The organism is Micromonospora sp. NPDC000663 (genome assembly GCF_042898105.1).
Lineage (GTDB): Bacteria > Actinomycetota > Actinomycetes > Mycobacteriales > Micromonosporaceae > Micromonospora.
In genome coordinates this window covers 390,507-410,483 of the sequence record NZ_JBIAYR010000004.1, presented here as the reverse complement: position 1 = coordinate 410,483, position 19,977 = coordinate 390,507, and the positions used below count along the sequence as shown (strand labels likewise).

General features: G+C 74.4%; 21 protein-coding genes. 6 read left to right on the top strand and 15 right to left on the bottom strand.

Annotated elements, in window-relative coordinates; all coding sequences use genetic code 11:
• Positions 1–39: 39 nt before the first annotated feature.
• The 5 genes from ACFY1S_RS17400 to paaK form a co-directional block, all read right to left on the bottom strand.
• Positions 40–585, bottom strand: a complete 546-nt coding sequence (locus tag ACFY1S_RS17400) for a YciI family protein (RefSeq protein WP_387118726.1) — start codon at positions 583–585, stop codon at positions 40–42.
• 60 nt (positions 586–645) lie between these two features.
• Complete coding sequence (locus tag ACFY1S_RS17395) at positions 646–1,464, bottom strand: class I SAM-dependent methyltransferase (RefSeq protein WP_387118723.1); 819 nt, start codon at positions 1,462–1,464, stop codon at positions 646–648.
• 83 nt (positions 1,465–1,547) lie between these two features.
• Complete coding sequence (locus ACFY1S_RS17390; protein WP_387118720.1) at positions 1,548–2,114, bottom strand: dienelactone hydrolase family protein; 567 nt, start codon at positions 2,112–2,114, stop codon at positions 1,548–1,550.
• Positions 2,115–2,169: 55 nt separating this feature from the next.
• Positions 2,170–3,276 carry a nucleotide disphospho-sugar-binding domain-containing protein gene (locus ACFY1S_RS17385; RefSeq protein WP_387118717.1) on the bottom strand — a complete coding sequence of 369 codons (1,107 nt, stop codon included), beginning with the start codon at positions 3,274–3,276 and terminating at the stop codon, positions 2,170–2,172.
• 50 nt (positions 3,277–3,326) lie between these two features.
• Entirely contained in the window at positions 3,327–4,634 is a 1,308-nt protein-coding gene (gene paaK / locus ACFY1S_RS17380; protein ID WP_387118714.1) for a phenylacetate--CoA ligase PaaK, read from the bottom strand.
• Between the two features lie 242 nt (positions 4,635–4,876).
• On the opposite strand from paaK, the gene ACFY1S_RS17375 reads away from it, so the two are divergent.
• The 6 genes from ACFY1S_RS17375 to ACFY1S_RS17350 all read left to right on the top strand — a co-directional run bounded on the left by ACFY1S_RS17375 (position 4,877) and on the right by ACFY1S_RS17350 (position 9,925).
• On the top strand, positions 4,877–5,635 hold the full coding sequence (locus tag ACFY1S_RS17375) for a class I SAM-dependent methyltransferase (protein WP_387118711.1): 759 nt from the start codon (positions 4,877–4,879) through the stop codon (positions 5,633–5,635).
• Between the two features lie 6 nt (positions 5,636–5,641).
• Entirely contained in the window at positions 5,642–6,118 is a 477-nt protein-coding gene (locus ACFY1S_RS17370; protein WP_387118708.1) for a fluoride efflux transporter FluC, read from the top strand.
• Complete coding sequence (gene crcB, locus ACFY1S_RS17365) at positions 6,115–6,477, top strand: fluoride efflux transporter CrcB (protein ID WP_387118705.1); 363 nt, start codon at positions 6,115–6,117, stop codon at positions 6,475–6,477. The genes ACFY1S_RS17370 and crcB overlap by 4 nt, the downstream gene beginning before the upstream one ends.
• Before the next feature lie 93 nt (positions 6,478–6,570).
• Entirely contained in the window at positions 6,571–7,095 is a 525-nt protein-coding gene (locus ACFY1S_RS17360; RefSeq protein ID WP_387118702.1) for a PadR family transcriptional regulator, read from the top strand.
• The gene (locus ACFY1S_RS17355; protein WP_387118699.1) at positions 7,092–7,772 is read left to right on the top strand and encodes an ABC transporter ATP-binding protein; all 681 of its coding nucleotides are present in this window, start codon (positions 7,092–7,094) and stop codon (positions 7,770–7,772) included. The genes ACFY1S_RS17360 and ACFY1S_RS17355 overlap by 4 nt, the downstream gene beginning before the upstream one ends.
• The gene (locus ACFY1S_RS17350) at positions 7,769–9,925 is read left to right on the top strand and encodes an FtsX-like permease family protein (protein WP_387118696.1); all 2,157 of its coding nucleotides are present in this window, start codon (positions 7,769–7,771) and stop codon (positions 9,923–9,925) included. The genes ACFY1S_RS17355 and ACFY1S_RS17350 overlap by 4 nt, the downstream gene beginning before the upstream one ends.
• Before the next feature lie 3 nt (positions 9,926–9,928).
• Here ACFY1S_RS17350 and cobA read toward each other — a convergent pair whose 3' ends face one another.
• The 10 genes from cobA to cobO are packed head-to-tail and all read right to left on the bottom strand — an operon-like array spanning position 9,929 to position 19,942.
• Entirely contained in the window at positions 9,929–11,557 is a 1,629-nt protein-coding gene (cobA, locus tag ACFY1S_RS17345; RefSeq protein WP_387118693.1) for a uroporphyrinogen-III C-methyltransferase, read from the bottom strand.
• On the bottom strand, positions 11,554–12,150 hold the full coding sequence (locus ACFY1S_RS17340) for a precorrin-8X methylmutase (RefSeq protein ID WP_387118690.1): 597 nt from the start codon (positions 12,148–12,150) through the stop codon (positions 11,554–11,556). The genes cobA and ACFY1S_RS17340 overlap by 4 nt, the downstream gene beginning before the upstream one ends.
• Positions 12,147–12,344: a DUF362 domain-containing protein gene (locus ACFY1S_RS17335; RefSeq protein ID WP_387118687.1), complete on the bottom strand. Its 198-nt coding sequence runs from the start codon at positions 12,342–12,344 to the stop codon at positions 12,147–12,149. Before ACFY1S_RS17335 ends, ACFY1S_RS17340 begins: the two co-directional genes overlap by 4 nt.
• A complete protein-coding gene (gene cobJ, locus ACFY1S_RS17330) occupies positions 12,332–14,059 on the bottom strand; it encodes a precorrin-3B C(17)-methyltransferase (protein WP_387118685.1) in 1,728 nt (575 codons plus the stop codon). Before cobJ ends, ACFY1S_RS17335 begins: the two co-directional genes overlap by 13 nt.
• A complete protein-coding gene (cbiE, locus tag ACFY1S_RS17325; protein WP_387118682.1) occupies positions 14,056–15,273 on the bottom strand; it encodes a precorrin-6y C5,15-methyltransferase (decarboxylating) subunit CbiE in 1,218 nt (405 codons plus the stop codon). Before cbiE ends, cobJ begins: the two co-directional genes overlap by 4 nt.
• On the bottom strand, positions 15,270–16,421 hold the full coding sequence (locus ACFY1S_RS17320) for a cobalt-precorrin-5B (C(1))-methyltransferase (RefSeq protein WP_387118679.1): 1,152 nt from the start codon (positions 16,419–16,421) through the stop codon (positions 15,270–15,272). Before ACFY1S_RS17320 ends, cbiE begins: the two co-directional genes overlap by 4 nt.
• The gene (gene cobM / locus ACFY1S_RS17315; RefSeq protein ID WP_387118676.1) at positions 16,418–17,251 is read right to left on the bottom strand and encodes a precorrin-4 C(11)-methyltransferase; all 834 of its coding nucleotides are present in this window, start codon (positions 17,249–17,251) and stop codon (positions 16,418–16,420) included. The genes ACFY1S_RS17320 and cobM overlap by 4 nt, the downstream gene beginning before the upstream one ends.
• Positions 17,248–17,982 carry a precorrin-2 C(20)-methyltransferase gene (gene cobI, locus ACFY1S_RS17310; protein ID WP_387118673.1) on the bottom strand — a complete coding sequence of 245 codons (735 nt, stop codon included), beginning with the start codon at positions 17,980–17,982 and terminating at the stop codon, positions 17,248–17,250. Before cobI ends, cobM begins: the two co-directional genes overlap by 4 nt.
• Positions 17,979–19,337 carry a cobyrinate a,c-diamide synthase gene (locus ACFY1S_RS17305; RefSeq protein ID WP_387118670.1) on the bottom strand — a complete coding sequence of 453 codons (1,359 nt, stop codon included), beginning with the start codon at positions 19,335–19,337 and terminating at the stop codon, positions 17,979–17,981. Before ACFY1S_RS17305 ends, cobI begins: the two co-directional genes overlap by 4 nt.
• Complete coding sequence (gene cobO / locus ACFY1S_RS17300; RefSeq protein ID WP_387118667.1) at positions 19,331–19,942, bottom strand: cob(I)yrinic acid a,c-diamide adenosyltransferase; 612 nt, start codon at positions 19,940–19,942, stop codon at positions 19,331–19,333. Before cobO ends, ACFY1S_RS17305 begins: the two co-directional genes overlap by 7 nt.
• Positions 19,943–19,977 lie beyond the last annotated feature (35 nt).

Sequence of the window (19,977 nt, the reverse complement as noted above, 5' to 3'; positions counted from 1 at the left end):
GTTCAATGCACGAGGTGCGCGAGATCCTCCCGCAGCGGGTCAGGACGGCCGCCCGCCGAACTGCCAGTTGTGCACCTCGATGTCGGCGTACCGATCCCGGGTCAGGATGGCGCGCGCCGCACCCGCGTCCGACGCCCGGACCAGTGCGGCGGTGCCGAGCCACGTGGCCGCGTCGTCGGACACCAGCGGCCCGTACGCGATCAGGTCGTCCGAGTTGGGCGGCACGGCCAGGTCGGCGGGCTCCCCCCGGCCGAGGCCGAGCACCAGGTACCGGTCGCCGCCGGTCCGGCCTCCGGGGAAGTCCCACATCGCGCGACCGAGCGCGTTGTGCCACCGGCGCAGCAGCACATCCCGGTACACGCCGGCCTGGTAGTTCGGCTCGTCGAAGGCGAACGCCCGAGCGGTGGCCGGATCGGTCACGCCGACGATGTGCACGCTGCCGGTGGGCGTGTCGCCGACGAAGGTCGGGCCACGGGCGATCATCGTCTCCGCGTACCGGTCCATGTAGGACCAGTGCTCTTCGCACAGCTCGTCCCGCAGTGTCGCCGAGCCGGGCCGGTCACGGTGGTAGCACAGAAAGTCCATGGCCCGCATTCTCGACGCGGTGCCGCACGGCCAGGACGGCCGGGGCCCTGGCCGGTCGCCCTACGGCACGGACGCCGAGGCCAGCAGCGCGGCGGTGGGCAGCGCGAGCAGGCCGTCCGCGTCGCGGTAGGCGGCGGTCAGCTCGTCGTACGCGGCACGGATGCGGACGACCATCTCGGGCGGCTGGGTCTCCATCACCAGACCCGGCCTGCTGATGCCGTTGGCGGGGCCGCTCCACCACACCTCAGGGTGCGTGCGGTGCACCCAGCTGATCGTCTCGCACCGCACGTCGGTGAGCCCGGCGGCGTCGAGCAGGCCCGCCAACCCTTCGGCAGTACGCGGAAAGTCCCGGTCCGCGTCCACGCCGGGCGGCGCGGTCGGGCGCTCGACCCCGGCGGCGTCGAAGACGTCCAGCCACAGACCCTGCGCCCGGCGCGGAGGGTACGGCCAGATCGTCACCGCGATCCGGCCGGATGGACGAACGACACGGGCGAGCGCGTTGACCGTGGCCAGCGGATCACCCACGTGGTTGAGCACGAAGTTCGACACGGCCGCATCGAAGGACCCGGTGGAGAACGGGAGATGGGGCAGAGCCGCGACGCAGACCCCGTCGGCGGACGGGACCCGCAAACGGGCCAGCGCCACCATGCTGGGCTCGGCGTCGACGGCGACGACGCCGGCGCCCCGTGCACGGGCCAACCCGGCCACGGTCCCGGAGCCGGTGCCGGCGTCGAGCACCCGCACGCCCGCACCGACGGCGGCGGCATCAAGCAACGACGGCGCGGGATGGGCGCAGAGCGCGGCGAGGCTGGCGTCGTACGCCGCCGCGCGCCCGGCCCAGCGGGACCGCTCGTGGTCGTCGAAGGCCGTCGTCGTCATGGCCACACCCGTTCAGAGGATCTTGGTCGTGCGGCAACGATATCGGACCGGGGACGCCGCACACCCTCGCCGTTCCTGATCGGTCAGTGCGCGGCCAGAAAAGCCGACACACGCGGCCACAACGCGGCGGACGCGTCCGGGGCGTACTCGGCCAGGTCCGGGTCGGTGAACAGGTGCCCCGCGCCGGGATAGCGGAACACCGTCAGGTCGGCGCCGGCGCCGGTCATCGCCTGTTCCCACTCGTCGACCTCGTCCGGCGCGTCGTACGGGTCCGGGTCGGCGAGGTGCAGCTGCACCGGCAGTCCGGCACGTACCGCGTCCGGTGCGCCACCGGTACCGTGCAGCAGGAGCAGTCCGGCGCAGTCGGGACGCTCGGCCAGCAGCGCCCCGGCGACCCCGGCGCCCATCGAGAAGCCGGCGAGCACCGTCTCGGGTGGCAGGTCACGCAGCGCCGCCCGGGCGCGGTCGAGCACCACCTCCTGACCGACCTTGTCGAGCAGCGCGAAGCCCTCCTCGACGGTGTCGGCGGCCGCGACGCCGTACAGGTCGGGGGTGGTGACCCGGTGCCCGGCGGCGCGCAACCGGTCGGCGGCGGCGCGCACGGCGGGGCGCAGCCCGTACACGGAGTGGAACAGCACGACGTGTCGCATCCGGTCATCCTGCCGCAGCCGGGCGCCGGTCAGGTGTGGCCACGCGGGACGGATCTCAGACCAGCGCGGCCAGCCGCGGGACGAGGTCGGCGGGTGCCGGCATGGCGGCGATCTCCCGGCTGACCTGCCCGGCGGCGGCACGCAGGCCGTCGTCGGTGAGCAGCCGGGTCAGCACCTCCGCGGTGATGTCCCGGGAGCGCAGCGCCAGGCCGGCGCCCCGGCGGGCCACCAGTTCGGCGTTGTGCCGCCGGTCCCCCGGGCCCACGGTGGCCAGCTGGGGCAGACCGGCGGCGAGGGCGCCCAGGGCGCTGCCCGCGCCGCCGTGGTGGACCAGCGCCGCGCTTGCCGGCAACGCCTCGTCCAGGGGAATCCAGTCGACCACCCGTACGTTGTCGGGCAGCGAACGCGCCGAGCGCCCGTCCGGGCGGACCAGCACGAACTCGGCGTCCACCTGGGCGGCGGCGGCCACCACGGCGGGCATCGGACCCCTGTCGCCGGGGCCGGTCAGGGTGCTGCGGGTGACCAGGACGCGGTGCCGTTCACCCGGCTCGCGCAGCCAGGACGGCAGCTCGCCGCCGCCGACGTACGAGGCGTACCGCATCGGCCACCCGTCCTGCACGGCCACGCTGGGCGGGGCCACGGCGAGGGCGGCGGCGGGTGGCGGCAGTTCGGTCAGGCCGTGCCGGCGCAGCGTGGCACCGAGGCGGGCGCCTGTGGCGCGGACCAGTTCCCGGCCGTCGAAGAGGGAGTTCTCCTGGCGGACGGCCGGCACGTCGAGCCGCGCGGCGGCCACCGCGCCGGCGACCGCGAACGGCTCGTGCAGCACCAGATCCGGGCGCCACCTGTCGGCGAGCGCGACGACCGGATCGGTGAGCTGGTCGTTGAGCGCGCCGAACAGCAGGCCCGCGCCCCGGGTGCCGGCGGTGCCGGCCAGCTCGGCGCGCGCGACAAGCGGGTGGCGGGGAAGGACCCGCAGCGCGATCCGGCCGAAGTCGAAGCCCGGCGCGACGTCGTGCACCGGCAGACCGGCGTCGGCGGCGGCCAGCGCACCGCCGCCGGTGGCCAGCAGCACGTCGTGGCCGGCGTCGCGCAGCGCGACCGCGAGCGGCACCAGCGGGAAGGCATGGCCGACGAGTGGCGCGGAGACCACCAGCACGCGCATGAGGCGGATCCTATGTCGACGGCGGCGACGCCGGCTGCCCCTCGGCGCCTTCAGCCGGCCCGGCGCTGGTCGACGATGCGGCGCATCTTGCCCATCGACCGCTCCACCGCGTCCGGTGCGAGCACCTGCACCGCGACGCTCACGCCGACCGTGTTCTTCACCAGCTCGACGAGCGTCGCGCCGGCCCGCTCGGCGGCGTCCACGGCGACACCGGCCCGCCGCTCGACCCGTACGGTGAGGGTGTCCAGCCGGCCCTGCCGGTCCAGGACGCACTGAAAGTGCGGTGACAGCTGCGGGGTCCGCAGGATCAGCTCCTCGATCTGGGTGGGGAAGACGTTCACCCCGCGCACGATCATCATGTCGTCCGTCCGACCGGTGATCTTCTCGATCCGGCGCATCGGGCGGGCGGTGCCGGGCAGCAGCCGGGTCAGATCGCGGGTGCGGTAGCGCACGACTGGCATCGCCTCCTTGGTCAGGGACGTGATCACCAGCTCGCCCCGCTCACCGTCGGGCAGCACCGCCCCGGTGACCGGGTCGATGATCTCCGGATAGAAGTGGTCCTCCCAGACGTGCAGCCCGTCCTTGGTCTCGACGCACTCGGTGGCCACGCCCGGGCCCATCACCTCGGAGAGCCCGTAGATGTCGACGGCGTGGATGTCCAGGCGCTGTTCCATCTCGTGGCGCATGTCCTCGGTCCACGGCTCAGCTCCGAAGATGCCCACCCGCAGCGAGGTGGCGCGCGGGTCGACGCCCTGGCGCTGCATCTCGTCGACGATGGCGAGCATGTAACTGGGTGTGACCATGATGACCTCGGGTTCGAAGTCGCGGATCAGCATCACCTGGCGTTCGGTCATGCCGCCGGAGACCGGGATGACGGTGCAGCCCAGTTCCTCGGCGCCGTAGTGCGCGCCCAGGCCGCCGGTGAAGAGCCCGTAGCCGTACGCGACGTGCACCCGGTCGCCCGGTCGGCCGCCCGAGGCCCGGATGGACCGGGCCATCAGTCGGGCCCAGGTGCGCAGGTCGTCGCGGGTGTAGCCCACCACCGTCGGCCGGCCGGTGGTGCCGGAGGAGGCGTGCAGTCGGGCGATCCGCTCCCGGGGTACGGCGAACATGCCGAACGGGTAGTTGTCGCGCAGCTCGGCCTTGCCGGTGAACGGGAAGCGGGCCAGGTCGTCGAGGTCGTGGCAGTCGTCGGGGTGCACCCCGGCCGCGTCGAACGCCCGGCGGTAGTGCGGCACGTTGTCGTACGCGTGCCGCAGCGACCAGCGCAGCCGCTCCCGTTGCAGGGCACGCAGCTCGTCGATGCCAGCGCGCTCGACCGGCTCCAGCTCGTCGGGACGAGGGGTGCGGTCCTGCATCGCCTGTCTCCCTTGGCGCGACGGTCCCGTTGGGGCTGCGGGTACCGTACGCCGCCGTCGCGTGGGGCGGTCAGTGGACGCCGCGTCGACGGGCGGTGGGCGCGTGCGGGTGAGGGGCGCCGGACCGGGCGTGGTGCCCGATCCGGCGTCGCTCTGATCATCGCCCGGCCATCCTCTCGCAATTGCAAAAGATGTGCAACAAGGTCTGGACCCGAGGCGCTGGAGTAACTAGCCTCAGCACCATGACTCCTTACATCACGGATGCGTCGGCGTGGCAGGAGAGCTGGGACCGCCAGCAGGAGGCCTACCTACCGGACCGGGAACACCGCCTCGCCACGATGCTCGACGCCGTCGACGCCGTCCTCGACGGGCGGCCACCGCGCCTGCTCGACCTGGCCGGCGGCACCGGCAGCATCTCGCTGCGGACGCTTGCACGCTTCCCCGGCGCCGAGGTGACCCTCGTGGACCTCGACCCGGCGCTGCTCGCCATCGCCGGGGCCTCGCTGGGCGACCGCGCCACAATCGTCACCGCCGATCTCGGCACCCCCGAGTGGCGTGCCGCACTCCCCCATGACGGGTACGACGCCGTCCTCACCGCCACCGCCCTGCACTGGCTGCCCGCCGAGCGGCTCGGCACGCTCTACTCCGAACTGCGCGACGTGCTGCGACCGGGCGGGGTCTTCGTCAACGCCGACCACATGCCCGAGGACACCCTGCCGGAGCTGACCAAACGACTCATGGACCGGGCACGTGAGCGGCGCGACGCCCGGTACGCCGCCGGATCGGTGCTGTCCTGGTCGCAGTGGTGGGAGCGGGCCGGCGCCGACCCGGCGCTCGCCCCCCTGGTGGCCCGCCGGCACGCCATCTACCCGACCGGGCACAGCCCGGAGTGGAACCCGCCGGCCTCCTGGCACCTCGCCGCGCTCACCGACGCCGGATACCGCGAGGTGGGCACGCTGTGGCGCGGCGGCCCGGACGCCGCCGTGGCCGCACTACGCTGAGGACCCGTGTCAGAGCCGCCAGACCCGCGCACCGACCCCGACGTCGACCTTCGCGTCCCCGCCGACCGGAGAGAGCTGACCGTCCGCCCCGCGACGGTTCTCGGCACCATCGCGGCCGGCGGGGTGCTCGGCGCGCTGGCCCGGGCCGGCCTTCAGCACCTCGCACCGCACGCGCCTACCGGGTTCCCGTGGGCGACGTTCGGCGTCAACCTCTCCGGCTGCCTGCTGATCGGCGTACTGATGGCGACACTCGCGCACGTCGGCGGTGGACACCCCCTGGCCCGACCGTTCCTCGGGGTCGGGGTGCTGGGCGGCTTCACCACCTTCTCCACGTACGCGGTGGACGTCCAGCAGGCGCTTGTCGCGGGCGCCCCGGGCACCGCTGTGGCGTACCTGGCCGCGACGCTGCTCGGGGCGCTCGTCGCGGTCGGGTCGGGTGACGCCGGCACCGCCGCGCTGCTGCGACGGCGGGCCGCCCGGTGACGGTGCTGCTCATCGCCCTGGGCGCGGCCGTCGGCGCACCGCTGCGCTACCTCACCGACCGGGCCGTGCAGTCCCGGCACGGCTCGGCGTTCCCGTGGGGCACGTTCACCGTCAACGTGATCGGGTCACTGCTGCTCGGCGCGCTGGTCGGGTGGCCGGTCGGTCCGGCGGTGACGGCGGCGCTCGGCACCGGGTTCTGCGGCGCGTTGACCACCTACTCCACCTTCAGCTACGAGACGCTGCGGCTCGCCCGGGCCGGCGACCGGCCCCTCGCTGTCGCCTACGCGCTGGGCAGTGTCGCCGCCGGGCTCGTCGCGGCCACCGCCGGCTACGCCGTGGCCCGCGCCCTGACGGGCTGACCTCCGACTCACAGTGGTGCCCCTGACCAGGGATCCGACGAGAACACCCTGAAGGTATATACGCGAGGTATACCCTCAGTGTATTCTCCTGGCATGAGCGTGCCACTGACCCTGCTCGGCCTCCTCGAACGAGAGCCCAGCCACGGATACGACCTGAAACGCGACTACGACGCCTTCTTCGGGCGCGGCAAGCCCCTGCCGTTCGGCCAGGTCTACTCCACCCTCAGCCGCCTGGCCCGGGACGGCAAGGTCGTCATCAGCGACGTCGCGCCCGGTTCCGGCCCCGACCGCAAGCGCTACATCATCACCGACCTCGGCGCGACCGAGGTCGAGCAGTGGCTGACCCAGCCGGTCGAGCCGGAACCGCACCTGCAGACGGTTCTCTTCGCCAAGGTCGTGCTCGCGCTGATGCTCGACCGCCCCGCCGACGAGTACCTCGACATGCAGCGCAGCTCGCATCTGCAGCGGATGCGCGAGCTCACCGAGATCAAACGGGCCGGCAACCTGGTCGACGCGCTGCTCGCCGACCACGGCCTGTACCACCTGGAGGCGGACCTCCGGTGGATCGAGATGACCAGCGCCCGGCTGGACGCCCTACGCAAGGAGGTGCGGCGATGAGCGTCATCATCGAGGCCCGCGACGTGGAGTTCTCCTTCGGTCAGACCCCCGCCCTGCGCGGGGCCGGCATCGCCGTGGACACGGGTGAGATCCTCGCCATCATGGGCCCCAGCGGCTCGGGCAAGTCCACACTGCTGCACTGCCTGGCCGGCATCCTCGTGCCCCATTCCGGCGAGATCCTCTTCGAGGGCTCCCGGATCGACACCATGTCCGAGAGTGGACGCAGCGCTCTGCGGCGGGACCGCTTCGGCTTCGTGTTCCAGTTCGGTCAGCTCGTGCCCGAGCTGACCGCCGTGGAGAACGTCGCGCTGCCGCTGCTGCTCAGCGGCGTACCCCGCAAGCGGGCGCTGCCCAAGGCGTACGCCTGGTTCGAGCGCCTCGGCCTGGACGGGTTGGAACAGCGCCGCTCCGGTGAGCTGTCCGGCGGGCAGGCGCAACGCGTCGCCCTGGCCCGCGGCCTGGTCGCCGAGCCGCAGGTGCTCTTCGCCGACGAGCCGACCGGGGCACTGGACTCACTCACCGGCGAGCAGGTCATGGACCTGCTGGTCGGCGCCGCCCGCGAGCAGGGCACCACAGTCATCCTGGTCACCCACGAGGCCCGGATCGCCGCGTACGCCGACCGTGAGGTCATGGTCCGCGACGGGCGCGTCAACGCGCCGGAGCGGATCGCATCATGATCGGCTTCGGGCTCCGTCTCGCCGTAGCCGGTGGCCGCGAGGCGCTCACCCGCCTACTCGTCATCGCCGCCGCAGTCGCCGTCGGCAGTGGGCTGCTGCTGACCACCCTCGCCGGGGTCAACGCCGTCAACAGCCAGCTCACCCGCTACGCGTCCATATATCCCAGCGCCTCGACGGGCGGCGACACCGACCCGCTGTGGTGGTCGACGCGCGAGGACTACTTCCACGGCAAGCAGATCATTCGGATCGACGTCGCCGCGAGCGGGCCGAGGTCGGACACCCCGGCCGGCATCCCGACCAATCCGGGCCCCGGAGAGTTCTACGCCTCGCCCGCGCTACGGGAACTGTTCGCGGCGTACCCGGCCGACCACCTGGCCGACCGCTACCCGGGGCGCGACCTCGGCACCGTCGGACCGGCCGGTCTGACCTCACCGGACACTCTGCTCGCCGTCGTGGGCGGCACCCCGGACAGCGTCGGCAAGCTGCCCAACGCCCGGCGGGTCGCCAGCGTCGGGGACGTTCCGGCGCTTCCCGAGTCCACTGTGAACCTCATACTGGGCGTGATCGCCGGCGGGTTGCTCTTCCCGGTGCTGATCTTCATCGGCACCGCCACCCGGCTCAGCGCCGCCCGCCGGGAGCAGCGCTTCGCCGCGATGCGCCTGGTCGGTGCGACACCCCGGCAGATCTCGGTGGTCGCCGCCGTGGAGGCGACCGCAGCGGCCGTCACCGGCACCGCCGTCGGCTTCGCCCTGTTCTACGCCTTCCGGGGCCCGCTCGCGGGCATCCCGTTCACCGGCATGCCGTTCTTCCCCAGTGACATCTCCCTGGGTCTGCTGGACGTCCTGCTGGTGGCGCTCGGCGTCCCGGCCGGCGCGGCGCTGGCGGCCCAGGTCTCGCTGCGCCGGGTCCGGATCTCGCCGCTGGGCGTCACCCGACGGGTCACCCCCCGCGCGCCACGGGCCTACCGGCTGATCCCGATGGTGCTCGGCGTCGCAGTGCTGGTATTCGCGCTCGGCTACCGACCCGAGTCGTCCGACGGCCAGACTGCGATCTTCTTGCCCGGCCTGCTGCTCATCATGGCCGGACTGGTCTTCGCCGGCCCCTGGTTGACGATGGTCGGCGCCCGGATCATGGCCCGGTACGCCAGCCGCCCCGCCACACTCATCGCCGCGCGACGCCTCGCCGACAACCCGAAGGGCGGCTTCCGGGCGATCAGCGGCATCATGCTCGCGCTCTTCGTCACCAGCGTCGCCGTCGGGGTGATCACCACGATCGTCGACGAACGTGGTCCGGCTCCGGTCGGCTCGACGGACGCGGGCACTGTGACCACCGTCTTCGACGAGAAGGCGGCATCGGTGCCCGACGCGCTCTTCGCCGACCTGCGGGCGATCACCGGTGTGCGGTCCGCGACCGCCATCCGGGAGAACCCGAACCTCATGAACGGCGGCGAGACCGGAGTGATCGCGTGCGCCGACCTGCCGAGCGCGTACGGCAGGTGCGCCGAGGGGGCGAGCGTCATCGAGGTGCCGACGGGGCTCAGCCGCTGGCGGGAGTCGGCGTCGCCCACGACGATCTGGCCCGCCGCGTCGCTCACCCTCGAGGAACTCCAGCGGATTCCGGTGGTGTCGATCGTCGTCGGCACGGACGGCTCCGCTGCCGCCATCGAGCGCACCCGCACCGTGCTGGAGGTCGCCTTCCCGACCTTCTGGGTCGGGCCGAATGTTCCCGGTGACTTCGAGTCGGACTTCGCCAACACGCTGCGCGGCTGGGAGCAACTGGCCAACGTCATCATCATCGCCAGCCTCGCGCTCGGTGGGTGCAGCCTGGCGGTAAGCGTCATCGGCGGCCTGACCGAGCGCAGACGCCCGTTCAGCCTGCTGCGCCTCACCGGGGCTCCGGTGCGGGTCCTGCGCCGGGTGGTCGCGTTGGAGAGCGCCGTACCGATGCTCGCCGTCGCCGCCGTCGCCATCGGGATGGGCCTGCTCGCCGCGCACCTGTTCCTGCGGGCGCAGATGGGCTACACGCTCGTCGCGCCGGAGCCGCGCTTCTACGTGATCGTCGTCGTCGGCCTGGCCGCCTGCCTCGGCGTCATCGCCTCCACCCTGCCGCTGCTGGAACGCATCACCGGCCCGGAGACCGCCCGCAGCGAGTAGCCGTCAGCCCGTCGGCCCGGTGGTCGTGAGCGCGACCACCGGGCCGAGCACGAAGACGGCGGGCGGGCCGATGCCCTCCCGGGCGGCGACCGCGCCGATCTCGTCCAGCCGGGCGGGCACCGACCGCTGGCCGGGATGCCCCGCGTCCTGCACCGCGAGCACCGGGGTCTCCGGGGCGCGTCCGTGCTCGATCAGCACCGCCGCGATCTTGGCGATGGTGTCGACTGCCATCAGCAGGACGACGGTGCCCCGGGCCCTGGCCAGCGCCGCCCAGTCGACGAGCGAGTCGGGGTGCCCGGGCGGCAGATGCCCGGAGACAACTGTGACGTCGTGCGCCACGCCCCTGTGCGTCACCGGCACGCCGGCGAGGGCCGGCGCGGCGAGGGCGCTGCTGACCCCCGGGACCACAGTCACCGGTACGTCGGCTGCCCGGCAGGCCAGCACCTCCTCGTGGCCGCGTCCGAAGACGTACGGGTCGCCGCCCTTGAGCCGGACCACCCGGCGGCCGGCGCGGGCGTGTGCCACCAGGGCCGCGTTTATCGCGTCCTGGGACATTGACGGGCCCCGGGGCACCTTCGCGGCGTCGACCACGAGCACGTCGGGGCGCAGCCCGGCGAGCAGCCCCCGCGGGGCGAGGCGGTCGACGACGACCACGTCCGCCGCGTCGAGCAGGGCCTGTCCGCGTACCGTGATCAGGTCGTCGGGGCCCGGCCCGCCGCCGACCACGGCTACCGAACCGTGGTCGTGGTGTGCATGGTCGTGCCCGTGGTGGTGGCGGTGGCCGACCGGGTCGTCGGGGTGGTCGTGCGGTTGCTGCGGGCGGCCCACCTTGTCGGCGAAGCCGGGCATCAACACCCGGTACGCGCAGGTGTCGCAGTTCATCCGGATGTCCCCGCCGAGCGCCTCGGCGTGGCGCTCCCGCACCAGGTCGGCGAGGGCGTCGCAGTCGCCGATCACCTCGGCGACACGGACGTCGAGGTCGGGGTGGGCGGCGGCGAACTCCGCCGACTGGGCCACGATCCGGTCCGGCAGCACCCCGGCGAACAGGAAGTACGGGGCGACGGCGATCCGCCGCGCGCCGAGGCGGCGCAGCCGGTCCAGCACGGCCGGCACCGACGGCTGCGCCAGGGAGACGAATCCCGGTTCGACGCCCGCGTAGCCGCGTCCCTCCCAGAGCAGCCGGGCGACCTTGGCCACCTCGGCGTTGGCGTCCGGGTCGGTGGACCCCCGCCCGATCAACGCGACCCACGTGCCGGCCCGGTCGGTGCCCGCCAGTGCCGCGTCGATGCGCTGTTCGAGGGCGGTGTGCAGCAGCGGGTGCGGGCCGAGCGGACGACCGTAGCGGTAGGTCAGCCCGGGATGACGCTCCTGCTCACGGGCCATCGCGGCGGGAATGTCGCCCTTGCCGTGCCCGGCGGCGGTGAGCACCAGCGGCAACGCCACAAGCTTCCGGTGCCCGCGTGCGACGAGCGCGCCGACCGCGTCGGTAAGCGGCGGGCGGGACAGCTCGATGAAGCCGCCCTCGACATCGCCGACCTCGCCGCGGCGGCGGACCCGCTCGACGAGCGCGGCGAACTGGTCGACCCCGGCCACGCTGCGCGTACCGTGCCCGACGATCACCAATCCGGTCATGACTTCTCCTCGACGTAGAGCAGGGCGTTGAGGGCGGCGGCGGCGACCGCCGAACCACCCTTCTCGCCCACGTTGGACACGGCGGGCAGGCCGCTGGCCCGCAGCGCCGCCTTCGACTCGGCGGCACCCACGAAGCCGACAGGCAGGCCGACGACCAGCGCCGGCGCGGCGTCCACTGTGAGCAGTTCGACGAGCGCGGTGGGCGCGCAGCCGACCACCCAGACCGCGCCGGGGCCGACCCGGGTCAGGGCGATCCGTACGGCCGCCGCCGAGCGGGTGATGCCGGCGGAGCGGCCCAACTCGGCGGCGGCCGGCTCGGCGACCGGGCAGACCAGTTCCAGGCCGGCCCGGGTGATGCCGGCGGCGACCATCGCCACGTCCGTGACCACTGGTACGCCGGCGCGCAGCGCGGCCAGGCCCGACTCCAGGGCGGTCTCGTCGCAGACGAGGTCGTCGACGTACGCCAGGTCGGCGCTGGCGTGCACCACCCGTTCGGTCACGGCGCGGCTCAGCGGCGGCAGGTACGACAGGTCGACGCGCTCGCGCAGGATGCGGTACGACTCCACCTCGATCGGGTGCGCCACCCGGCTCATCGGCGTCCTCCACGTTCGTCGGGGTCGAGCACGCGTATCGCGTCGACCGGGCAGATCTCCAGGCACTCCAGGCAGCCGGTGCACCGGTCGGCGCGGACCGCCAGGCCGCCGGGGACCGGCCGGATCGCGTGCGTGGGGCAGGTGAGCAGGCAGGCGCCGCAGCCCTGGCACGCGCCGATCGTCACGAGCGCCACCGGTACCCCCGGGGCGTGACCATCCGGCCGGCGACCACTCTCGTGTCGCTGCTGCCGACCACCACGACGCTGTACATGTCGACGATCCCCACATCCAGGGTCGCCAGGGTGGCCAGATGTACCTGCTCGCCGGGGCGGCTGGCGTTGCGCACCACACCGACAGGGGTGTCCGGTGGCCGGTGCGCGGCGAGGACGCCGAGCGCCTTGCCGAGCTGCCAGTCGCGCGCCCGGCTGCGCGGGTTGTAGAACAGCGTCACGAAGTCACCCTCGGCAGCGGCCGTCACCCGCCGCTCGATGACCTCCCACGGGGTGTGCAGGTCGGACAGGCTCACGTAGGCGTGGTCGTGGCCGAGGGGGGCGCCGAGCAGCGCGCCGGCCGCGAGGGCTGCCGTCACCCCTGGCACGCCCACCACGTCGATCCGTTCGTCGGCGTACTCCAGGGCGGGGCTGGCCATCGCGTACACCCCGGCGTCGCCGGATCCGATCAGCGCGACCGCCCGGCCGGCGGCGGCCTCGGCGACGGCGGCGCGGGCCCGCTCCTCCTCCGCGCCCAGCCCGCTGGACAGCACCCGGGTGCCGGGGCGGAGCACGTCGCGGACCTGGTCGAGGTACTGGTCCAGGCCGACCACCACGGCGGCGCGTCGCAGCTCGACGACCGCGCGCGGGGTGCGCAGGTCGGCCGCTCCCGGCCCGAGCCCCACCACGGCGAGCCGGCCGCGCGGCGCGTGCCGCGCCACGGCCACGGTCGCCATCGTCGACGCGGTCTTGCCGACCAGCAGCGTGGCGTCGTCGGGCCGGCCGTGCGGGCCGAGCAGCGCGGCGGCCTCCGCCACGCTCGGCGTGCCGACCGCCGCGCGGACCACCTCGCTGGGGTGCGGCACGTCGACCGCCGCCAGCCGCGTCGCCGGCCAGGTCACCAGGGGTACGCCGAGCGCGTCGGCGGTGTCGCGGATGCCCGCCTCGTCGGCCTTGACGTCGGCGCTGGCCAGGCAGCGCAGGCTCGCCGGGTCGAGGCCGGCCTCGGCCAGCACCCGGTGCAGCAGCTCGGCCACCTCGGCGGCCGGTACGCCCCGACTCGCGCCCACCCCGGCGACAAGCGACGGGGGCCGCAGCACGGCGGTCCGCCCGTCGAGCGGCACCACCCGGTCGGTGACCAGCAGCCGATGTCCGCCGTCAGTCGTGTAGTCGTCGGTCACGCGCACGTTCGGGGGCAGGGCGGGCAGCGGCCAGTCGGCGTCGGCGACCAGCCGGACCGGCTCACCGTCCAGGATGGCCCGGGACACCACGGCGACGGCGCCCCGCACCGGCCAGCCGAGGGTGTCCAGTCCCGGCAGGCCGACCGCGTCGGTGGCCGTGGTGATCACCGGTCGGGCGTCCAGCAGGGCGCCGACGGCCTCGGCGAGAGCGTTGCCGCCGCCGGCGTGCCCGCCGAGCAGGGCCACCGCGTGCCGGGCCGCCTCGTCGACGACCACCACCGCCGGGTCGGTGCGCTTGTCGTCGAGAAGCGGCGCGAGGATCCGTACCACCGCGCCGGTGGCCAGGAACGCGATCACGGCGTCGCACTCCGCCCAGGCACCGCGCAGCGCGTCGGCGACGCTCTCCCCCTCGATGAGGCGGGCGTGCGGCCAGGCGGCGGTGACGGTGTCGGCGTGCCGCCGGCCGGCGGCGGTGGCCGCCACCAGGCCGATGCGGGCCGGCGGGTTCTGGTCGGTCACTGGCGCTCCCCGGTGAGGACGACCACCGGGTTGGTGGCCGCGAGGCGGATGGACCCGCCGGGCAGGTCGGCGAGGCGGGCGGCGGAGAGCTGGCAGCCGTCGACCGTGTAGCCGGCGGCGCGCAGCAGGCCCACGGCCGGCCCGACCCGGTCCAGGGCGGCCAGGGTGGCCACCACCCGGTCCGGTCGGCGGGATGCCACGGCGGCGAGGACGTCGGCCCCGCCACCGCCGACGAAGACCGCGTCCGGCTCGGGCAACCCGGCCAACGCCTCCGGCGCCCGCCCGATGACCAGTCGGACGTCGACGGCGTGCGCGGCGGCGTTGGCCCGGATCGTCGCGGCGGAGTCGGTGTCCCGTTCGACGGCGAGCACGGCCGCGCCGAGCGACGCGCACTCGATGCCCACCGAGCCGCTGCCCGCGCCGACGTCCCAGATCAGCCGGCCGAGGCGGGGCCGCAACCGGGCGACGACGAGGGCGCGCACCTCCGACTTGGTGATCATCGAGTCGCGGTGGGCGTACCTGGTCTCCGGCAGCGCCCACCCGTGGGCGGGGGCGGCGGCGGGCTGGTTGTCCGACCGCATCGCGCCGACGTCGGCCGCGTCGGCGATGCTGAGCAGCACGTGCGGGTCGGACCAGGTCTCGGCAGCCGCCTGCTCGGGCGTCACCTCGCGGACCCGTTCGGCGTCGGTGCCCAGGTGCTCGGCGACGAGCAGGCGGCGGCACCAGCCGAGCAGGCCGGCGCCCAGCTCGGCCGCACCGGCGCCGGGCGCGGTGAGCACGGCGACAAGCGGCAGCGCCCGGCAGGCGTTCACCGCGGCTCGGGGGTCACGCCCGTGCGCGGTGACCACGACGGCGCCGTCCCAGGGCAGGCCGGCGCGGGCGAACGCGGCGGCCACACTGGACACCGCGGGCACCACCCGCAGCGGCAGCCCGGCCGCGCGCAGCCGCCTGACGATGCCGAACAGGCCGGGATCCCCGCTGGCCAGCACGACGGCCGGCACCCCTGCGGCGACAGCCCCGGTCAACCGCCGCACGGCGGGGGCGAGCGGCCCGAGGGCGACGGTGTCCGCGCCGGCCGGTACGGGCACCGAGGCCAGATGCCGGGCGGCCCCGACGACCAGCCCGGCAGCGGCCAGCACCGGCGCGAGCGCGGGGTGTGGCGGGGCGCCCGCGGCGTCCAGACCTACCACCGTCACGCCTGCCGCCGGGGTCATCGGGGCCACCGGCCGGACGAGGCCACCACCTGCGAGCCCGCGAAGTCGACCATCGCCACGTCGACGGTGACCGTCGGCCCGGCGAAGCGCCGCAGCACCTGACGGACCCGGTGGCAGAGCAGATCCCCCGCCGGAGCGAGCAGCCCGGCGGCCTCCCACAGCTCGTACGCGTGCCGGCCGGTGTTCGCCTCGGTCACGGCCGCGACCAGCTCCGGATCACCGCCGGCCTCGGCGGTCACCGCACCGAGCAGGGAAAGGTCCACGGTGGAGCGCGTGTAGTGGGTCATCAGGATTCCCGCCGCGAGTTTGGCCAGTTTGCCGGCCATGCCGACGAAGACCACAGCGGTCATGTCGTCACCCACGGCGGCGGTCACCGCTGCTCCGGTGAAGTCGCCGACCTCGACGAAGCACACCTCGGGCAGCTCCGGCAGCAGCGCGCGGGCGGCCCGCTCGGTACGCCCGCCGGTGCACAGCACCACTGTCCGCTCGCCTTGGGCGGCCATCACGTGCACCGCCTGCACCACGCTGGCCCGCCAGGACGCGGTGGAGAAGGGCCGCACGATCCCCGTCGTGCCGAGGATCGAGATGCCGCCCAGGATGCCGAGCCGCCGGTTCGTCGTCTTGCGGGCCAGGATCTCGCCCCGCGGCACGCTGATCACCACGCGGACGCCGACCTCGCCCAGGTCGACCACCTCGGCGACCGCCTCGCCGATCATTCGGCGAGGGGTGTCGTTGATCGCCGGACCGCCGACGGTGAGCCCGAGACCGGGCTTCGTGACCGTGCCGACGCCGGCGCCGCCGGCCAGCCGCAGTCCGGGCACGTCGGTCCAGTCCACGGTGGCGGTCAGCTCGGCACCGTGGGTGACGTCCGGGTCGTCGCCGGCGTCCTTGACGACCACCGCCTCGGCGCGCACCGGTGGGGTGCCGGTCACCTCGCAGCGTTCGACAGGGAAGCGCACCCGCCGCCCGGCGGGCAGCCCTATCTCCACCTCCGGCTGCACCTCGCCGGTGACCAGCGCGGTGACCGCGGCCTTCGCCGCCGCCGTCGCGCAGGCGCCCGTGGTCCAGCCGGTACGCAGCGCGGTGGGCCGGACCTTCGCGGTACGCGGCAGGTCCGGCTCGCGCAGCGGCGGCTCGGCGTACGTCACTGTGTGCCTGTTCCTCCGGCGCGGGAGCCGGCCTGTCGGCGCAGCTCGGCGCGGGCGGCCGGCTCGGCCCGGCGGAAGGTGTGGAAGTGCCCGGGGTGGTACAGGTGCGAGCGGGTGCCCTCGGCGGCCAGGGCCGGCCCGACCAGGAAGAGTGTGTGCTTCCACAGCCTGTGCTGTTTCACCGTCGCCTCCAGGGTGCCGACAGTGCAGCGCACCACCAGCTCGTCCGGCCAGGTCGCCTGGTACGCCACCACGGCCGGGGTGTCCGCCGGGTAGCCGCCGGCCAGCAGCTCGGCCTGCACCTGACCGGACCGGGCGGCGGAGAGGAACAGCGCCATGGTGGTGCCGTGCCGGGCGAAGTCCCGGACCCGCTCGCCGGGCGGCATGGGGGTCCTGCCACCTTCGAGGCGGGTGAGGATCACCGACTGGGCGACCTCGGGGACTGTCAGCTCCCGACCGACGATCGCCGCGACAGCGGTGAACGACGACACCCCGGGCACGATCTCGACGGCCAGGCCGAGGGCCCGGCACAGGTCCAGTTGCTCCTGCACCGCGCCCCAGAGGGCCGGGTCGCCGGAGTGGATCCGGGCCACCGTCAGCCCCTGCTCGGCGGCCCGCTCGTAGAGCGGCAGCACTCCCTCGATGGGCAGCTGCGACGAGTCGACGACCTCCGCGTCGGGGCGGGCGTGGGCCAGGACGTCGGCGTGCACCAGGCTGGCCGCCCAGATGACGATGTCGGCCTCGGCGATCACCCGGGCGGCCCGCAGGGTCAGCAGGTCCGCCGCGCCGGGGCCGGCCCCGACGAACCACACAGTGCCGTCGCTGGTCACAGCTTTCCTCCTCGGTTGTCGCGGCGGGCGGGGACCAGCAGCGTCGACAGGTACGGCAGGTCGTGGTCGGTGTCGTCGACAGGTCCGACGTGTTCGCCGGGCAGGCCGACGCCGCGGCCGAGCACCGCGTCGTCGAGCCGGCCCTGCCGGCGCAGTTCGGCGAGCAGCTCGGGGTGCCGCCGCCAGCCCTTGTAGGTGACGACGGTGCCCGGCCCGGCGAGGGCGTCGGCGAACAGCGCCAGGCCGGCGGTGGCCGGCAGCAGGGTGAGCGGTTCGCGTCCCTCGCAGAGCGGGATGCCGCTGCGCGATGCCAGCTCCTGCATGGCGGTCACCCCCGGCACGGTCGCCACCCGCACGGCCGGGCGCAGAGCCCGCACGCTCTGGGCCAGGTAACCGAAGGTGGAGTAGACGTTGGGGTCGCCGATGGTGGCGAAGGCCACCGACCGCCCGCCGCCGTCGATCGTCTCGACCACAGCGCGGGCGGCGGCGTCCCAGGCGGCCGTCCGTCGGGCGGTCACCCCACCCCTGTCGTCCAGGGCGAACGGCAGCCGGCGCAGCCGGTCCGCCGCCACATACTCCCGCACTGTCGCCTCGGCCCGCCCGGTGTCCGGTCGGTCAGCCATCACGGGTACGAACACCGCGTCGGCCTCGCGCAGGATCCGCACCGCCCTGACGGTGAGCAGTTCGGGGTCTCCCGGCCCGACCCCGACCCCGGTCAGCGTGGCGGTCATCGGCACGCCTCGACGAGCCGTCGGGCCGCGTCGGGATGGCCGGCCCAGTGGGTGTGCAGGTAGGACGCGTGGACCCGGCCGGTGACGAAGCCGTGCCGCGCGTCGTCCCACCGCCACGCCGGCCGGTCCCCGTGCCCCGGGTCGGTGGTGGTGCGGTGGAACTCGTGGCCGCGTACCGGCTGACCGGCGCGGGCCACCGGGGAGTCGGCCACCGCAACGGCCTCGCGGTAGCCGAGGGTGAGGCGGCCTGTCATCCGGGCGGTGAGGTCCAACCTGCCGCACATCGGTACGCCGTCCAGGGACCGCCCGAGGTAGAGCAACCCGGCGCACTCGGCGACGATCGGTCCGTCGAAGTCGGCCAGCTCGGCGCGGAGCGTGGAGTTGCCGGCCAGCGCCTGGGCGTGCGCCTCGGGGAACCCACCGCCGATCACCACCGCGCGGGTGCCGGCGGGCAGCGCCGGGTCACGCAGCGGGTCGACGGTGACCACGTCCGCACCGGCGGCGGTGAGCAGTTCGGCGGTCTCCGCGTACGAGAAGGTGAAGGCCGGACCACCGGCGAGCGCGACCAGTGGGCGCTCGACGCCGGCCGGCCCGCCGACGGCGGCCACCGGATCCCAGGCCGGGGCGGTCAGCGGTGCGGCGCTGCGGGCCAGGTCGAGCACCGCGTCGAGGTCTACGGTGGCCTCGACCAGTTCGGCCAGGGCGGTGACGATCGCCAGGGACTCGGGCGCCCGCTCGGCGACCGGGACCAGCCCGAGGTGCCGGGCCGGGGCGGCGACCTCGGCGGCGCGGGTGACCGCCCCGAGCACCGGTACGCCCACCTCGGCGAGGGCGTCGCGCAGCAGCGTCTCATGCCGGGGCGAGCCGACCCGGTTGAGGATGACCCCGCCGATCCGCACCGCCGGGTCGAAGGCGGCCATGCCGAGGGTCAGCGCGGCGGCCGAGCGGCCCTGCGCGGTGGTGTCGAGGACCAGCAGCACCGGCGCGCCGATGAGCCGGGCGACGTGGGCGGTGGAGGCGAAGTCGCGGCGGCCGACCGCGCCGTCGTGCAGGCCCATGACGCCCTCGACGACTGCGACGTCGGCAGGTGTGGGGACGCTCGCGCCGTGCCGCAGCAGCGGCGCGATGCGCTGCGCGCCGACCAGGAACGGGTCGAGGTTGCGTCCGGGGCGGCCGGCGGCGAGGGCGTGGTAGCCCGGGTCGATGTAGTCCGGGCCGACCTTGTGCGGGCTGACCGTGAGGCCCCGGCGGCGCAGCGCGGCGAGCATCCCGGTGGCGACTGTCGTCTTGCCGTGCCCGCTGGCCGGCGCGGCGACCACCACCCGAGGCAGCGGCCACGGCTCGAGGCTCACCATTCGATGCCCTTCTGGCCCTTCTGGCCGGCGTCCATCGGGTGCTTGACCTTGGTCAGCTCGGCGACCAGGTCGGCGGCGGCGACCAGGCGCGGGTCGGCGTCCCGCCCGGTGATCACGACGTGTTGGAAGCCGGGCCGGTCGGTGAGGGTGGCGACCACCTCGTCGACGTCCACCCAGCCCCACGTCATCGGGTAGGTGAACTCGTCAAGCACGTACAGCCCGTAGCGCTCGGCGGCCAGGTCACGCTGGATCTGCCGCCACCCCTCCAGTGCGTCGGCGGCGTGGTCGGCGTCGCCGCCGCGCTGGATCCAGGACCAGCCCTCGCCCATCTTGTGCCAGGTGACCGGGGCACCCTCGCCGGTACGTTCGTGCACCTCGCCGAGCGCGCGGAAGGCGTTCTCCTCCCCCACCCGCCATTTGGCGCTCTTGACGAACTGGAACACCCCGACCGGCAGTCCTGCCGTCCACGCCCGCAGGGCCAACCCGAAGGCGGCCGTCGACTTGCCCTTCATCTGTCCGCTGTGGACGATCAGCAGTGGCCGGTGCCGTCGCTGCCGGGTGGTCAACCCGTCAGCGGGCACCTGACTCGGCTTTCCCTGCGGCATCAGCGTTCCCCCGTCGTAACCACGCCCACCAACAC

Coding starts and splice junctions, on each gene's coding strand:
- ACFY1S_RS17400 (WP_387118726.1), bottom strand. CDS start 585: ATGGACTTTCTGTGCTACCACCGTGACCGGCCCGGCTCGGCGACACTG.
- ACFY1S_RS17395 (WP_387118723.1), bottom strand. CDS start 1,464: ATGACGACGACGGCCTTCGACGACCACGAGCGGTCCCGCTGGGCCGGG.
- ACFY1S_RS17390 (WP_387118720.1), bottom strand. CDS start 2,114: ATGCGACACGTCGTGCTGTTCCACTCCGTGTACGGGCTGCGCCCCGCC.
- ACFY1S_RS17385 (WP_387118717.1), bottom strand. CDS start 3,276: ATGCGCGTGCTGGTGGTCTCCGCGCCACTCGTCGGCCATGCCTTCCCG.
- paaK (WP_387118714.1), bottom strand. CDS start 4,634: ATGCAGGACCGCACCCCTCGTCCCGACGAGCTGGAGCCGGTCGAGCGC.
- ACFY1S_RS17375 (WP_387118711.1), top strand. CDS start 4,877: ATGACTCCTTACATCACGGATGCGTCGGCGTGGCAGGAGAGCTGGGAC.
- ACFY1S_RS17360 (WP_387118702.1), top strand. CDS start 6,571: ATGAGCGTGCCACTGACCCTGCTCGGCCTCCTCGAACGAGAGCCCAGC.
- ACFY1S_RS17355 (WP_387118699.1), top strand. CDS start 7,092: ATGAGCGTCATCATCGAGGCCCGCGACGTGGAGTTCTCCTTCGGTCAG.
- ACFY1S_RS17350 (WP_387118696.1), top strand. CDS start 7,769: ATGATCGGCTTCGGGCTCCGTCTCGCCGTAGCCGGTGGCCGCGAGGCG.
- cobA (WP_387118693.1), bottom strand. CDS start 11,557: ATGACCGGATTGGTGATCGTCGGGCACGGTACGCGCAGCGTGGCCGGG.
- ACFY1S_RS17340 (WP_387118690.1), bottom strand. CDS start 12,150: ATGAGCCGGGTGGCGCACCCGATCGAGGTGGAGTCGTACCGCATCCTG.
- cbiE (WP_387118682.1), bottom strand. CDS start 15,273: ATGACCCCGGCGGCAGGCGTGACGGTGGTAGGTCTGGACGCCGCGGGC.
- cobI (WP_387118673.1), bottom strand. CDS start 17,982: ATGACCGCCACGCTGACCGGGGTCGGGGTCGGGCCGGGAGACCCCGAA.
- ACFY1S_RS17305 (WP_387118670.1), bottom strand. CDS start 19,337: ATGGTGAGCCTCGAGCCGTGGCCGCTGCCTCGGGTGGTGGTCGCCGCG.
- cobO (WP_387118667.1), bottom strand. CDS start 19,942: ATGCCGCAGGGAAAGCCGAGTCAGGTGCCCGCTGACGGGTTGACCACC.